At 35.8% G+C, this 15,915-nt stretch carries 13 protein-coding genes; 12 read left to right on the top strand and 1 reads right to left on the bottom strand.

Going from position 1 to position 15,915, the window contains the following annotated elements:
- Nucleotides 1-277: 277 nt before the first annotated feature.
- Nucleotides 278-1,501 carry a beta-ketoacyl-ACP synthase I gene (gene fabB, locus QV06_RS10640; RefSeq protein WP_065238116.1) on the bottom strand — a complete coding sequence of 408 codons (1,224 nt, stop codon included), beginning with the start codon at nt 1,499-1,501 and terminating at the stop codon, nt 278-280.
- Nucleotides 1,502-1,805: 304 nt separating this feature from the next.
- On the opposite strand from fabB, the gene mnmC reads away from it, so the two are divergent.
- From mnmC to QV06_RS10580, 12 genes are all read left to right on the top strand, one after another.
- Nucleotides 1,806-3,842 carry a bifunctional tRNA (5-methylaminomethyl-2-thiouridine)(34)-methyltransferase MnmD/FAD-dependent 5-carboxymethylaminomethyl-2-thiouridine(34) oxidoreductase MnmC gene (gene mnmC / locus QV06_RS10635; protein WP_209435896.1) on the top strand — a complete coding sequence of 679 codons (2,037 nt, stop codon included), beginning with the start codon at nt 1,806-1,808 and terminating at the stop codon, nt 3,840-3,842.
- 4 nt (nt 3,843-3,846) lie between these two features.
- The gene (gene folP, locus QV06_RS10630; RefSeq protein ID WP_065238114.1) at nt 3,847-4,674 is read left to right on the top strand and encodes a dihydropteroate synthase; all 828 of its coding nucleotides are present in this window, start codon (nt 3,847-3,849) and stop codon (nt 4,672-4,674) included.
- 77 nt (nt 4,675-4,751) lie between these two features.
- Entirely contained in the window at nt 4,752-6,086 is a 1,335-nt protein-coding gene (gene glmM, locus QV06_RS10625; RefSeq protein ID WP_065238113.1) for a phosphoglucosamine mutase, read from the top strand.
- 58 nt (nt 6,087-6,144) lie between these two features.
- A complete protein-coding gene (locus tag QV06_RS10620) occupies nt 6,145-6,897 on the top strand; it encodes an OmpA family protein (RefSeq protein WP_065238112.1) in 753 nt (250 codons plus the stop codon).
- Nucleotides 6,898-7,091: 194 nt separating this feature from the next.
- The gene (locus QV06_RS10615) at nt 7,092-8,207 is read left to right on the top strand and encodes a Wzz/FepE/Etk N-terminal domain-containing protein (RefSeq protein WP_065238111.1); all 1,116 of its coding nucleotides are present in this window, start codon (nt 7,092-7,094) and stop codon (nt 8,205-8,207) included.
- A 1-nt stretch (nt 8,208) separates the two neighbouring features.
- On the top strand, nt 8,209-9,615 hold the full coding sequence (locus QV06_RS10610) for an oligosaccharide flippase family protein (RefSeq protein WP_065238110.1): 1,407 nt from the start codon (nt 8,209-8,211) through the stop codon (nt 9,613-9,615).
- The gene (locus QV06_RS10605; RefSeq protein ID WP_065238109.1) at nt 9,612-10,607 is read left to right on the top strand and encodes a polysaccharide pyruvyl transferase family protein; all 996 of its coding nucleotides are present in this window, start codon (nt 9,612-9,614) and stop codon (nt 10,605-10,607) included. Before QV06_RS10610 ends, QV06_RS10605 begins: the two co-directional genes overlap by 4 nt.
- Nucleotides 10,604-11,512: a glycosyltransferase family 2 protein gene (locus tag QV06_RS10600; protein ID WP_245174288.1), complete on the top strand. Its 909-nt coding sequence runs from the start codon at nt 10,604-10,606 to the stop codon at nt 11,510-11,512. Before QV06_RS10605 ends, QV06_RS10600 begins: the two co-directional genes overlap by 4 nt.
- Before the next feature lie 36 nt (nt 11,513-11,548).
- Entirely contained in the window at nt 11,549-12,814 is a 1,266-nt protein-coding gene (locus QV06_RS10595) for a hypothetical protein (protein WP_065238108.1), read from the top strand.
- Complete coding sequence (locus QV06_RS10590; protein ID WP_065238107.1) at nt 12,795-13,934, top strand: glycosyltransferase; 1,140 nt, start codon at nt 12,795-12,797, stop codon at nt 13,932-13,934. The genes QV06_RS10595 and QV06_RS10590 overlap by 20 nt, the downstream gene beginning before the upstream one ends.
- Nucleotides 13,935-13,945: 11 nt before the next feature.
- On the top strand, nt 13,946-14,755 hold the full coding sequence (locus QV06_RS10585) for a glycosyltransferase family 2 protein (protein ID WP_065238106.1): 810 nt from the start codon (nt 13,946-13,948) through the stop codon (nt 14,753-14,755).
- A 9-nt stretch (nt 14,756-14,764) separates the two neighbouring features.
- The gene (locus QV06_RS10580; RefSeq protein ID WP_065238105.1) at nt 14,765-15,910 is read left to right on the top strand and encodes a GDSL-type esterase/lipase family protein; all 1,146 of its coding nucleotides are present in this window, start codon (nt 14,765-14,767) and stop codon (nt 15,908-15,910) included.
- Nucleotides 15,911-15,915: the final 5 nt, after the last annotated feature.

Here is a 15,915-nt window from a genome sequence, read left to right as displayed (position 1 = left end):
AGATTTTCAGGCAAAAAAGTGATCATTTTTCGAACACAGTGAGAAAAATCTCTGTTTTTTGCCGCCCGGAAAATCTTATTGGAATGAGGAACAGCAAGTGTGCGAGGGCGTATTTTCTTTTGCCTACTTTTCTTTATACGTATAAAGAAAAGTAGGTCGTCCTTTAGGACGAAACCTAAATATTAATTAGAGTAAAAATATCTAAAAATATTAAATAGTTATCAAACTAAAATCCCTTCGTAATGAAGGGATTTTATAAAAAGTAACAGTTTTAAACTTATTTATTTGCAAAGCGTTTAAATACAAGTGTTGCGTTAGTACCACCGAAACCAAAACTGTTTGACATAACTGTTTGTAAGTTTGCATTACGGCGAGTTTCGGTAACGATATTGCAACCTTCAGCACGTTCATCAAGTGTTTCAATGTTGATACTTGGTGCAATGAAATCATTATTTAACATTAATAGGGTATAAATTGCTTCATGTACACCAGCTGCACCGAGAGAGTGACCTGTCATTGATTTAGTTGAAGAAATAGCTGGCATATTTTCAGCGAAAACTTCTTTAATTGCTTCTAGTTCTTTAACATCACCAACTGGGGTTGAAGTACCGTGAACATTGAGGTAATCAATTGGGCTATCAACAGATGCAAGTGCCTGTTTCATACAACGTACAGCACCTTCACCGCTTGGTGCAACCATATCATAGCCATCAGAAGTTGCTCCATAGCCAACGATTTCAGCATAAATTTTTGCACCACGAGCTAAGGCATGTTCTAATTCTTCAACAACAACGATACCGCCACCGCCTGCAATAACGAAACCATCACGGTTAGCATCATAAGCACGAGAAGCTTTTTCTGGTGTTTCATTATATTTAGTTGAAACTGCACCCATGGCATCAAATTCACAAGCACATTCCCAAGATAATTCTTCTGCGCCACCAGCAAAAACAACATCTTGTTTACCCAGTTGAATTAATTCAACCGCATGACCGATACAGTGAGCAGAGGTTGCACAAGCAGAACTAATACTATAATTCACGCCTTTAATTTTAAATGGTGTTGCTAGACAAGCAGACACGCTAGACGCCATAGTACGAGTTACTGCGTAAGGGCCAATCGCTTTTACACCACGAGGAGTACGCATTGCGTCAGCAGCAACGATTTGATTATGTGCAGAACCTGTTCCTGCACCAACCACTAAGCCAGTTCTTTCGTTAGACACCATTTCTTCTGTTAAACCAGCATCTTCAATCGCTTCTTTCATTGAAAGATAAGCATAAGCAGCGGCATCTCCCATAAAACGCATAACTTTACGATCAATGTGTTCGCTAGGAGTAAGTTTTACTGTACCAGCAACATGAGAACGCATTCCCATTTCCACAAATTCTGGCATAGTGGTAATGCCTGATTTTCCCTCTAATAATGACGCTAAAACTTCTTCCTTATTATTTCCAATACTAGAAATAACGCCAAAACCAGTAATCACAGCTCTTTTCATTCGTAGTCCTTATGTAGCTTGAATGGATTTAAAAAATTCAAAAATTGTCGGTTGTTATACTAGGAATTTCATAGAATACAAGAAATTTTTGTAAAACAAGGAACAGATAAGACCATTCAGGTCAATTTTCATTGCTAAAAATAATCAATATCTTGCTGAAATGTACCCAAAATTACCGCTAATTATAACGTTGTCTGGCAGGATGTTTCAAATAGCAACGGATATTTAGATGAAATTCGCTGGTGATTATAATATCATTAGCCACCTTTGATAAAGTTATCTATTCAATTCACGTTTTATGTCTATCCAAAAAGTATCGTTTGCAGACGTATCCTTTCAAGCGAATACGCCAATTTCAAATCAGTTTGATGATATCTATTTTTCTCCAGAGGATGGTTTAGCAGAAAGTATCTATGTATTTCAACAGGGTAACAATCTGTGGGAGCGTTGGCAGACGTACGATAAAGAACATTTTGTGATTGCGGAAACGGGATTTGGTACCGGATTAAATTTTTTTGCAGTAATGGAGTTATTTTATCAATTCCGCCAGGCATTTCCGCAAGCTAAATTAAAAAGGCTCTACTTTATTAGTTTTGAAAAATACCCTTTGTCCGCAGAAAGCCTAATTCAGGCATATCAACCTTATCCACAATTTCAAGCTGCCGTAACTCAGTTACTACAATTTTGGCAATCACCTATAGCTGGGTGTTATCGTTATGTTTTTTCTGATGAAGTACGATTAGATCTTTGGTTTGGTGAGATTGAAGATAACTTACCTCAATTAGGCGATTCTTATCAGAATTCTATTGATGCTTGGTTTTTAGATGGTTTTGCACCAAGTAAAAATCCAAGTATGTGGACAGAAAATTTATTTCAACAGATGTTTCGTTTGACTGCAGTGCAGGGAACCTTTGCTACGTTTACTGCTGCAAGTTTCGTGCGTAAAGGGTTAAGTGCTGCTGGATTTTCAGTTGTCAAACGAAAAGGATTTGCACATAAGCGAGAATGTTTACATGGCAGTAAATTAGTTGAGATGCCATCATCATTGACAACCCCGTGGTATTTGCCAGTAGCGTCTGATGAAGCTAAAGAAGTCGCAATTATTGGGGGAGGAGTTGCATCAGTCTGTTTGGCTTATGCGTTATGGCAACGAGGAAGCCAAGTCACAATTTATTGTGAAGATGAGGCGTTAGCATTAAATGCTTCGGGGAATAAACAAGGGGCATTTTATCCGCAGTTAAGTGATGATGATGAATGTCATTGTCGTTTTTATACGCACGCTTTTGCATATGGGCAGCAATTTTTAGCAGGATTAACGCAGCAAATTGATGTTGAACATCAATGGTGTGATGTACTGTTATGTGCTTATCAACCTTCGATCAAGCAAAAATTGAGTAAAATTGCAGAGCGTGGCTTTCCTGAATCATTATTTCGTTTAGTTACCGCAGAAGAACTTAGTGAACGTGCTGGGTTGAGTTTGCCTTGTGATGGGGCGGTTATTCCCAATGGTGCTTGGCTAAATCCAAGACAATTAGTACAGAATCTAGCCCATTTTTTACAGCAACAAGGCGTTAAAATTGAATTAAATACAACGATTGAAAAACTGACTTATCAAGAGAATGTTTGGCATTTATCTACGGCAGAACGACAGATTACTCATAGTACAGTTGTGATTGCCAACGGACACAAATTAAATCGTTTTGAACAAACAGTAGAATTACCAACTTATTCAGTACGCGGTCAGGTGAGCCAAATTCCGAGTACGGATAGATTACGCCGTTTAAAAGCTGTGTTATGTTATGACGGTTATTTAACGCCAGTAGATCAAGCAAAAAAGTTCCATTGTATTGGGGCAAGCCATGTGCGGAATTGTGAACAACGTCACTTTAGTGCTGAAGAACAGCAACAAAATCAGACGAAAATTCAGCAAAATCTGGCTCCAGCAGATTGGTTAGCTGATATTGATACAAGTGGAAATTTGGCGAGAACGGGTGTGCGTTGTAGTGTACGGGATAGATTGCCGATTATAGGTAACGTAGGTGATTTTGAACAACAGACGCAAGCTTATCAAAATTTATTTAATTTACGACGCCGTCGTCAAGCCATTAAGCAGGCAGCTTATTATAATAATTTGTATGTATTTGGTGCATTAGGCTCAAGAGGGTTAACTTCTGCACCGCTATTAGGCGAAACATTAGCGTCGATGATTTATGGTGAGCCATTGCCATTAAGTGTAGATATTTTAGCAGAATTGTTGCCAAATCGTTTTTGGATACGTAAATGGCTTAAAGGTACACCTGTACCAAGTCGAGCACAACAGCATACAGACAAACAAGAGTAATAAAATGAAACTATATAGTAAAAATCAACGACCATTAGATCTATCTCAACCACAAGTGATGGGAATCTTGAATGTTACTCCAGATTCTTTTTCGGACAGTGGGAAGTTTTTAGCGTTAGATAATGCGTTATATCATGCAGAAACAATGTTAAAACAAGGTGCAACTATAATTGATGTTGGCGGTGAATCAACACGTCCAATGGCAGATGAAGTGACATTAAATCAAGAGTTAGATCGTGTTATTCCGGTAGTGGAAGCGATTCGTCAACGTTTTGATTGTTGGATTTCAGTAGATACTTCAAAAGCAGAGGTGATGCGAGAGGCGGCCAAAGTCGGGATGGATCTAATTAATGATATTCGTGCATTGACTGAAGATGGCGCATTAGCAGCCGCAGTTGAGTTAGATTTACCTGTATGTTTAATGCATATGCAAGGACAGCCACGGACGATGCAGCATAACCCTGTATATCAAGATGTCGTCACAGAGGTATTAGATTGGTTGTTACAACGTGCGAAACAATGCGAACAAGCTGGAATTCGTCATGAAAATGTGATTTTAGATATTGGATTTGGGTTTGGAAAAACGGTTGAACATAATTATCAATTATTAAATCATTTAACCCGTTTTGTTGAAACTGGCTATCCTGTATTGATTGGTTTATCACGTAAGTCGATGATCGGTAATATTTTAGATAAGCCTGTTGATCAACGTGTAATTGGTAGTGTGGCAGGTGCATTAATTGCAGTGATGAAAGGTGCGCAGATTGTTCGTGTGCATGATGTAGAGGCGACGGTCGATGCATTACGAATTTGGCAAGCCACAATTAAATAAGAGTAATTAAAAGCGATAATAAGTTGTAGTAGAATATCAGCCCATTATCGTTCCACAGAATAGAAAAGGAAAATTATATGGCAGAACGTAAATATTTTGGTACAGATGGTGTGCGTGGTCGTGTTGGTACTTCTCCAATTACGCCTGAATTTGCCTTGAAATTAGGTTGGGCAGCCGGAAAAGTGTTAGCAACACAAGGGTCTCGTAAGGTATTAATTGGTAAAGATACACGGATTTCTGGTTATATGTTGGAATCTGCATTGGAAGCAGGCTTAGCCGCAGCAGGGCTTTCAGCTGCGTTTGTTGGACCAATGCCAACACCAGCGATTGCGTATTTAACGCGTACGTTTCGTGCTGAAGCAGGGATTGTGATTTCAGCTTCACATAACCCTTATTATGATAATGGAATTAAATTCTTTTCTGCCCACGGGACGAAATTACCTGATGAAGTAGAATTGGCAATAGAGCAAATGTTGGATGAACCAATGACTTGTGTAGAATCCGCTGATTTAGGTAAAGCGAGTCGAATCAATGATGCTGCAGGACGTTATATTGAATTCTGTAAGAGTACCTTCCCAGTTCATCTAAGTTTAGAAGGATTGAAAATTGTTGTTGATTGTGCAAATGGGGCGACTTATCACATTGCACCAAATGTAATGCGTGAGTTAGGGGCAACGGTGATTGAAATTGGTACTAAGCCAGATGGAATGAATATTAATGAACGTTGTGGTGCAACCGATGTGAGTGCGTTACAAGAAGTTGTTAAGCAAAGCAAAGCGGATGTTGGTTTAGCTTATGATGGTGATGGTGATCGTATTATGATGGTGGATCATTTAGGTAATAAAGTGGATGGTGACCAAATCCTATTTATTATTGCTCGTGAAGCTTTGCGTTCAGGAAAATTGTCTGGTGGTGTAGTTGGTACATTAATGAGCAATATAAGCTTAGAACTTGCTCTAAAAATGCTCGGTATTCCATTTGTTCGTGCTAAAGTTGGTGATCGTTATGTTTTAGAGCAAATGCTTGAGCGTGGCTGGAAGTTGGGTGGCGAGAATTCAGGTCATATCATTATTTCAGATAAGAATACGACAGGGGATGGAATTATCGCTTCTTTACAAGTGCTTGCTGCGATGGTTACTCACGGTATGTCATTAAATGAATTAGCCAGTGCAGTACAACTGTTCCCACAAGTGTTAATTAATGTACATTTTGAAGGTGGGAAAAATCCGTTAGAAAGCGAAGCCGTCAAACAAGTGGCAGCGGAAGTTGAGAAAAAATTATATGGTAAAGGTCGTGTATTACTAAGAAAATCAGGAACTGAGCCAGTAATTCGTGTGATGGTTGAGTGTGAAGATGAAGCATTAGCTCAACAATCGGCTGAGAAAATTGCTGACATTGTAAAGAATAGTTAATTATCTATAAATATCGTTATAATTGTTTAATGATTTAGCAGAATAAAAGGAACTATCTATGAAATTAAATAAGTTATTGTTACCAGTAATTTTAGCAACAGTATTAGCAGCTTGTGGTAATTTAAGTAAAGTAAGTAAAGAAGGGACAACCGATCAACCTGTATGGCCTAAAGTAGAAAAAAGTACATTTAGTAACCATGGTACAGAGCGTGGAATGTGGCCAAATTGGGATAATGTGCATCAAATTCAAAAAGGTATGAACAAAGATCAAATAGTAGCATTAATCGGGCTTCCTCATTTTAATGAAGGATTATTTGGAGTTCGTGAATGGGATTATGTATTTAATTTTTTGCAAAATGGTCAGCGTAAAGTATGCCAATTTAAAGTCTTATTTGATGAGAATCTAGATGCACAATCTTTTTATTGGTTGCCAGAAGGGTGTGGTAATCATCAATCAGGTCAAACTATTTCTCTTTCTAGTGATTTTCTTTTTGATTTTGACTCAAGTGAATTAAAACCAGAAAGCCGTGGGATAGTGGCTGAGTTAGCAAAAAAGTTGCCTAAAGATAAGAAAATTTCTGTTACTGGATATACAGATCGTTTAGGTTCTGAGAGCTATAACTTAGCACTTTCAAAAAAAAGAGCGGAAGTGGTGAAAGCTGAATTAGTAAAAAATGGGATTTCTGCTAAAAATATTAAAACTGAAGGATTGGGAAAGTCAGTGCAAATCGTGACTTGTGATTCAGTGAGTGGCGATGAGTTAAAATCCTGTCTAGCTGAGAACCGCCGAGTGATCATTTCGACTAATTAATCAATAGCATATTGACTGTTACCGTTAATGAAAGGGCTTCGCGAAGCCCTTTCTTTTTGTATAACGTTTTCTTTTGATAGCCTCAAGTGTAAAATGAGTGACTTTAGATTTCTTAAGATAATATTCAGATTTTGAGTGAAATTTAAATAATCTCAGATTTTATTCTATGAAAGAAAGTAAGGAATAGGAAACATATGATATCAGCAAATAACTCTTATATTGAACAGGATGAGATGTTTAGTTTAGCTAAACTTTTTCAGTATTATTGGCGAAAAAAAGGGTGGATTGTTTTATCTGTCATTATTTTTACAGGTGTTTCTTATTTCTATGTAAACGCTATTAAACCTGAATGGAGTTCTTCGACTGAAATATTACCAGCAAATGCAATATCAGTAGAGAAATTATTAGATTTAAATCAGCGTTATGCATTAATTAATGGTGAAAAATTTGATGCTGCTGGTGTGACGGCTGCACTATTTAATCGGTTAGTAACTAATACTTCTATTTATGATGTACGTAAAAATTATTTTGTAGAATCAGATTTATATAAATCATTAACGGCTCAACAAAGTGATGCTGAAAAGAGAGCAACATTAGAAAAATTAATTAAAAGTATTAGCGTGGTTACACCTGATATGAATAAAAAAGGAAATAATATCACTGTAATTACCGCAGAAAATAAAGCATTAGCCGATACACCATCAGCAAAATTGACTTTTATTGACAATAATGAACAACAGCTACAAAAAACATTAGATGGGTTTGTGCAATTTGCTAATCGAGTTACTTATCAACAAGTAATAGTTGAGTTTTTAATTAAAGTAGAGCAAAAAGCAACAGAATTAAAATTCCAACGCAAACAAATTGAAGAGCAGTTAAGGTTGGAAAAACAGGAACAAATTCAATATTTACAAGCTGCTTTAGCGATAGCACAGTTAGCGGGTAATGGTTCAGATAAAGAAAATTTACATCTCAATATTACGTTAGATAGTGATAAAACCAATTTAGCAAGTCCATACCTCTATTTATTAGGTAGCCAAAATTTATCAGCACAGCTTGAAAATTTGAAACAGCAAAAATTTATTTATCCAACAGCGTATTATGCAGCGAAGCAACAAATAGCTGAATTAGTAAAATTAATAGATGATGCAGAAGCATTAAAAATTGATGCATTTCAATATAAAATCTCACCAACTACACCATATAAGGTAAAACCACAAAAAGCACTTATTTTGGCGATTGGTTTTCTATTTGGTTTGATCTTATCTTGCTTGCTTCTATTATTTATTCGTGTATTAAAGAAAAAATAAGATGGGAAATGCAGTCAGCGATAAACTACTGAAAAATACCTTAATTTATAGTATTGGTAGTTTTGGTTCAAAAATACTTTCTTTTCTCTTATTGCCTCTGTTTTCACTGTATCTCTCTACAGTGGAAATGGGGCAATATGATCTGATTTTAACGTTCACTATGTTAGTTACGCCGGTGGTTACTCTACAATTATCGGATGCGATTTATCGTTGGTTAATTGCTGAAGATAAAAAAGCAGGAATAGAAGCAAAAGTGATTAGTAGTGCTTTGTTGATGTTTATGTTGGCGTGCTTGGTGATGTTACTGCTGGCAGTTGGTATCAATTATTTTTATCCACAACCTTATTTAGTAGAAACCTTACTCTTATTAGTCACTTCATCACTGTTTTATATCTTACAGCAAGTGTTGAGAGGGCTTGAATTAACTCAAAAATTTGCCTTGTCAGGGATTCTCTATTCATTTTTACTGTTGTTGTTTTCAGTGATTGGATTATGGTTACTTAGTGATAAATTATTTGCTGTATTAATCGGTATGATTGCTGCCAATTTGGTGGTGGTTTTAATTATTCTATTTCGTTGGCAAGTTTTGGCATATCTCTCTTGGTTGAGCATTGATCGTCAATTATTAAAACCAATGCTCATGTACGCATTACCGCTTGTGCCTAATGCAGTAAGCTGGTGGCTAATGACGATGGCGAATAAATATATTATCTTTCAACAAATTGATACAGCTGCAAATGGGATCTATGCGGTTTCTTCTCGCTTGCCAAGTATTTTAATGATTGTTTTCTCGTTATTTTTATTAGCTTGGCAGGATGTCATTTTAAAAAATGATAATGGGGATTATCGTCAAGTAACGACAGAAACGTTTGCCCAATTATCTAAATTTATGTTCTCAATTGGCTTAATTTTTATCAGTATCAGCGAGCCATTAATTCATTATCTTTTTGCTAAACAGTTTTATTCTGCATGGCAATATATGCCTTTATTAGTATTGGCAACGGTATTTACTTCATGTTGTGCATTTTTAGGAACAGCGTATCAACAAAAGAAAAATACTCTTAAAATTTTGACTACAACCTTATTAGGTGCAGTGATTAATATTGTGATAAGCTTTTGTCTAATGGCAAAAATTGGTTTATTTGCCGCAGCATTAGGGACATTAGTCAGCTTTATTATTGTCTTTTTAATCCGTCAGCAAGATGTGAAATCTTTTTATCCAGTACAGCTTAGCTGGAAATCTTTTTGGTTTCCTTTTGGGCTGAGTCTTGTTTATTGCTATTTAGTTAATCTAAATCAGCTTACTATTAATTTTGTCTTACTTGCGATTGCGTTGGTGATGTTCTTTATTCTCAATCAACGTTTAGTAGGTAAAGTTTGGAAAAAAATAACAGAGAGAGTTTTATGATCAATCCAAATAGACCGCAATTATCTCGTTTAAGTAACCTTATTTATGATCGTCTTGATCCATTAATTGATAATGATTACGTGCTATTAGATATTCCTGATCATCAGAATATTGGCGATCAAGCTATTTGGGCAGGGGAAGTCGCTTATTTATCACGTTTGCCCTATAAATTAAAATATGCAGCACCTTATTATAATGTTGATCTTAATAAAATTGAGAAAGATGACATTATTCTATTTCATGGTGGTGGTAATTTTGGCGATGTTTGGGATGTATGCCAAAAATTACGTGAGCGTGTCATTAGTCAATGCCCAAATAATAAAGTTATTGTATTCCCACAAACTGTTTATTTCCAATCACAAGAAGCATTAGAAAAAAGTGCGGAAATTTTCAATGCACATGGGAATGTAACGATTTGTGCTAGAGATCAGGTTTCTTATGGCCTATTAAATAAATATTTTACTAAATGTCAGATTTTATTATTACCAGATATGGCATTTTGTTTAAATTTAGATAGCTTCATTTCAGACGAAAAGACAGGTAAAACATTATTTGTAAAACGTACGGATAAAGAGTTGAATACGGCTGTTGATTATCATGAAGTTGCCGAATTAGAAAATGTGACTGTTTCTGACTGGCCGAGTTTTGAGAAAGAGTTTAAACAACTGATCAAATATAACCCAAATTTTGCTAATTTCTCATTTAGAGAGCTTTTATTTCGTGCGGCGAATCGTTTACCGATCTTAATGCCGTTATATGTGCAGCCATTAGAAAAAATTGAAAATCGACATGATTTTTATATGGAATTAGGGATTAATTTCTTAAATCGCTTTGATCAGATTTATACCACGCGTTTGCACTGTTTTATACTTGGTATCTTATTAGGAAAAAAAGTGTATATCTATGATAACTCGTATGGGAAAAATGCCTCTTTTTATCAAACCTGGCTACAAGATTTTAATCAATGTCATTTATTAAATGAGTCAAAATGATGAAAAATGATGTTTTAGTTTCAGTCATTATTCCTTGCTATAACGGCGAGCAATATATTGAAGCAGCAGTGCAGTCAATTTTGCAACAAAGTTACCATCAATTAGAAGTGTTGGTGATTAATGATGGTTCAACAGATAAGTCAGCAGAAATTTTATTGCAGTTAGCACAAGAAGATTTACGCGTTCGCTATATTGAAAATGAACAGAATCTTGGCTTAATCGCTACCTTAAATAAAGCAATTCAATTAGCGCAGGGGAAATACATTGCTCGAATGGATGCGGATGATATTGCATTACCCAATCGGATTGAAAAGCAGGTGACTTTTTTAGAACAACATTCACAAGTGGCTGTGGTTGGCGGGGCGATTGAAACTTTTGGTGAGAATGTTGAAAAACAAACATTAGTTTTGCCACAAGAGGATATGGCAATTAAAGCCCACCTCTTTTTAGCTTCAGCATTCCATCATCCAACAGTGATGTTTAACCTTAACGTATTAAACCCAGAAGATCTTGTTTATCAGCAACAATATTATCGAGCAGAAGACTATGGTCTTTGGGTACATCTGTTATGCAAAGGTTATAAATTTGCCAATTTAGCGGATGTGATACTGCGCTATCGTATTTTGCCAAATAGTGAAACAAGATTATTAGCGAAGAATTTAGCGTTAAAAAATGAGGTATTACGCAAAATTCACTACTATTTATTCACGCATTTAAACTTAAAACTGACGGACGAAGAGATTACCCAATATTCCTTGTCGATTAACCGTGCCAATATTAGCGCATTAAAATTAGGCAAACTATGCAAAATCTATCGCCAAGTTGGGAGAGTACCTTATCCAGTTAAAGGGATTCTTTTTATGCGTTGGCTGAAATTAGTTGGGCTTAAATGGTTAAAAAAATAGAATCTTGTCAGGAAAATCCTTACTAATCACACTACCATGAAGAAATTTATATTTTATTGTTTAGTTTTTACTTGGTTATTTAACATCAAATATAATTTCATTCCTTTGCACCCGTCGGTGACAATGGGGGTGATTGGTGCAGGACTATTATTGCGTGATTATTTGCGTAAGCAATGGATGGCTTATCAAGTTGCTCCTCTTAGTTTAATGGTGATCCCATTTATCCTGTCTATTTTCCCCGCAAAATTAATTAATCCTGCTAGTATGGAAATTGCTTATGTGATTCAAAATGGAATTACACCAGTTATTTATTTGTTTGCGGCTTATTTTCTATATCACTTCGCTGTTGTGGTATATGGCAATGTAAATTATCAACGCTTATCTGGGATTTGGATTAATGTTGTTGTAATTCAATCTGTGCTCACTTTGTGTGTAAATCTATTGCCATTTATGCAGGATTTATTGCTGTTCCTAATACGGTATAGCGAGGGAAGAGGATTAATTGTTGCTTCATTAGAACAAGGAAATCGTTTTATTGGCTTTGGTACCCAATTTTTTGGTTCTGGTATCATTTATGCCTTTACAATTATTCTGCTAGCGTTTCGTTTAGCTCAACAACGGATAGGATTACCTTTTATTCGTGATTTGGTGTTACTCGCGTTTATTAGCTTAGTTGGGCTGTTATTAGCCCGAACGGTCTTAGTTGGTATTGCGATTGGTGCAGTTATTTTCTGCTATCAGCGCTATTTTACTAATTATTATCGTTTAGCCTGGTTCTGTTTTTTACTTATTCCAACAGCATTATTGTTATTGCTTATTTTTTTATATGCAGTATTAAACAATTTATTGGGAATAGATTTACTCCATTCAAAGTTATTTTATTTTGCAGCAGAACTTTTCATCAATCTTTTCTCTGGTGCGGGATTAGAAACAGAATCAACAGATATTTTGTTAGAAATGTATCAGATTTTACCAACGACATTAGCTACTTGGTTGATTGGGGATGGATTCTATTTAGCACAAAATAGCCTAGATGGTCTGTATTATATGGGCACTGATGTTGGCTATTTGCGAATTATTTTTGCGGTAGGGCTAGTTGGATTAATTGTGAATTTAATGACCCATAGTTATTTAACTGCAAAAATTATGGCGTTGAAACCGCAGCGTGCATTACTCTATTTTGCGCTATTAACACTTTATTTTATCCTCTTGATTAAAGGGATGGTTAGTTTTATTGCTTTACTGGGCTATTTTTATCTAGCTGAGTTGGCAGAGGTCAAAAATGCAAACGAAAGAGCCTAAAATTCATATTTTATATTTATGTGGTATTGCGGTACATGGTGGTGTTGGTAGCTATCTAACAAGCGTTGCACAACACTTTCCACAAGATAAATATGTATTGCATATTACTTATTATGCTGCACAACGCTTTGAGGAGTTTGAGGCGACAATTTTAGCCCGTAATCCTCACGTCGTGTTTCATCATTTACCAGCATTTTCGATAAAAAATTTAGTAACGGGTAAATTATGGCAAGCGACAAAGAAATTATATCAGCAGTATCATTTTGATTTGGTACACGCACATAACCCTTATTTGTCGTTTATCCATTTTTATTTTGCTAAACAGCATAATATTCAAGGTCGAATTTTACATTCACACAGTAGTCAGCCATCAGGCAGCAAAATTAAAGCACAGATTAATAGCTTGTTTTATCAATTAACCAAGTTATTTGTGACAGATCGTATTGCGTGTAGCCGTGTAGCAGGGGAGTTCTTATTTAAAAATTCACCTTATCAAATTATTTATAATGCGATTGCTTGTGATCGTTTTGCCTTTAATCCGCAACAACGTCAGCAATTACGTGCACAGTTTCAATTAGATGAAAATACAATTGTTTTAGGTCATGTCGGTAATTTTGAACCAGTAAAAAATCATCAGTTTTTATTACAGTTATTGGAAAAGTTAGCGCAGCAATCGCAATCATATAAGCTTTTTTTGATTGGGGTAGGATCACTACAAGCGGAATATCAACAATGGGTAGCGGAGCATCAATTACAAAATCAAGTGATTTTCCTCGGATATCGCAAAGATGTGCCAAAGTTATTGAATTTATTTGATATTTTTTTATTACCTTCTTTGTTTGAAGGGTTTCCATTATCAACGTTGGAATCACAGTGTAATGGCTTGCCAACGTTAGTAAGTAATACAGTAACAGATGAAGTAGCCATAACAGATTTAGTCAATTTTTATCCAATTAATCAAACTGTCGAACCTTGGGTGAGTGCAATTCAACAAACGATACGCAATGCACAACGTGAAAGTTATGCAGACAAAATGCGTGAACAAGGATTTAGTATTGATCAACATATTCAACAGTTAATTGATTGTTATCAGCAAGTTTTACAGCGTCAAAAGAAATAAGGAACGCCACAATGAATTTTTCTGTATTAATGTCGTTATATTTCAAAGAGAAGCCAGAATATTTAACCCAATGTTTTGCAAGTTTAGCTGCGCAAACCGTACCAGCCACCGAAATTGTGTTGGTTTATGATGGTCCGATTCCACAACCATTACAAGATTGTGTTGCTGAGTGGCAATCACGTTTACCCCTGAAAATTGTACCTTTACCTGAAAATGTTGGTTTGGGGAAAGCCTTAAATGCTGGCTTAGCAGAATGTAGTTATGAATGGGTATTCCGAATGGACACCGATGATCTGTGTGTGGAAGATCGTTTTGCTAAACAAGTGGCATATATTGAAGCTCATCCAGAGGTTTCTATGGTGGGAGGGCAAATTGAAGAGTTTGATACGGATAATCCAGAAGTCAAATCAATTCGCCGTGTGCCAATCGAAGATAACGAGATCAAAAAAATGGCACCTATGCGTAGCCCATTTAATCATATGGCATTAGCCTATAAAAAATCCGCCATTCAGGCAGTCGGTGGTTATCAGCATCATCTCTTTTTAGAAGATTACAATTTATGGCTGCGTTTTCTAAGTGCAGGCAATATTACGCATAATTTACCTGATATTTTAATCAAGATGCGTGCTGGACAAGGTATGTATAACCGTCGTCGTGGTCTTCAATATTTCAAAAGTGAATGGAAATTAGCTAAATTAAAAATAAAGTTAGGCATACAAAATCCAATAAGTGCCTTAATTGTGTTTCTCATTCGTGCTACCACGCGGATTTTACCGGGTAAAGTTTTAGGCAAAGTGTATAAATTATTGCGTAAGTTATAAGGAACAAAGATGAAACGTATTGCATTAATTCCTGTGCGAGCAACAGAACAAGCTGATTTACCAAATAAAAATGTATTAATGTTAGAGGGTAAATTAGTCGCAGGTTATACCATTGAAGCGGCACTTAACAGTCACTGCTTTGATAAAGTGGTGGTAATGACAGATAAACTTGAATATCAAGATGCCCTAAGTCGTTATGCAATCGATATTCAATTATGTGAAACAGCGCAGTTAGCGACACCAGAAGCATTAATCCGTTGTCGGCAAACAGAAGATCTATTAGCCGATGAATATCAATATTGTGCAATTTTAGCGCCAGAAGCGCCGTTACGATCAGCCTCCCATATTCAGCAAAGTTGCCAATATTTTGAACAAACACAAGCAGATTATTTAATTTCAACGGATGCTAAAGGCAATCAGAATGACGCAATTTTTATAGCAAATTTAGCTGATCGTTTAACCTCTGCAACGACAGTGCAGTATAAATTAGATAAAGAAGCAGCATTATGGATTGAAGATAGTTTTGAATATGAATTAGTTAAAGCGATTTTGCAATTAAGAGTGCGTTATCAAACTTCATTACTGAATGTTCAGCGTCGTATTAAAGAAAAATCAGCAGATTTTGCAGCGACAAAAGAGATTACATTAATTGGTCATTCACTCTGGGATTATTGGGATATTGATTGTTTAAATAATACGCCAGTTAATAACCTCGGGATTGGTGGGATTACAACGCAACAATATGTCGAATTGATTTTACAACCACAATTAGTAAAAGGCTTAGGCAACTATACTTTAATTTTCTTAGGCATTAATGAAATGTGCCGACCAAGCTGGCGAGCAGAAGATACATTGTATTGGTTGGATCAAACAATTTCTTACTTAAAACAAATTAATCCATCAACTAAACTCTATTTAATGGAAGTGAGTTATATGGCGTTTAAGCGTGAATGTAGTAATGCTGAAATTGATCAATTCAACTATCAATTACGCCAACATTTTGCAAATCAAGAGATCATATTATTATCGCCAAATACAGTCTTGCAAGATGGCTATCGTAAGTTAAATTTAGACTTTACCGATGATGGCTTACATTTTAATCAAGTAGGTTATGCACAAATTACAACATTATTAACTCAAGCGCTATTTGGCTAGATAGG

This window comes from Gallibacterium genomosp. 3, from assembly GCF_001678475.1.
GTDB lineage: Bacteria > Pseudomonadota > Gammaproteobacteria > Enterobacterales > Pasteurellaceae > Gallibacterium > Gallibacterium faecale.
Note: the sequence above shows the minus strand (reverse complement) of the source record. Positions and strands in the feature narration are given on the sequence as shown.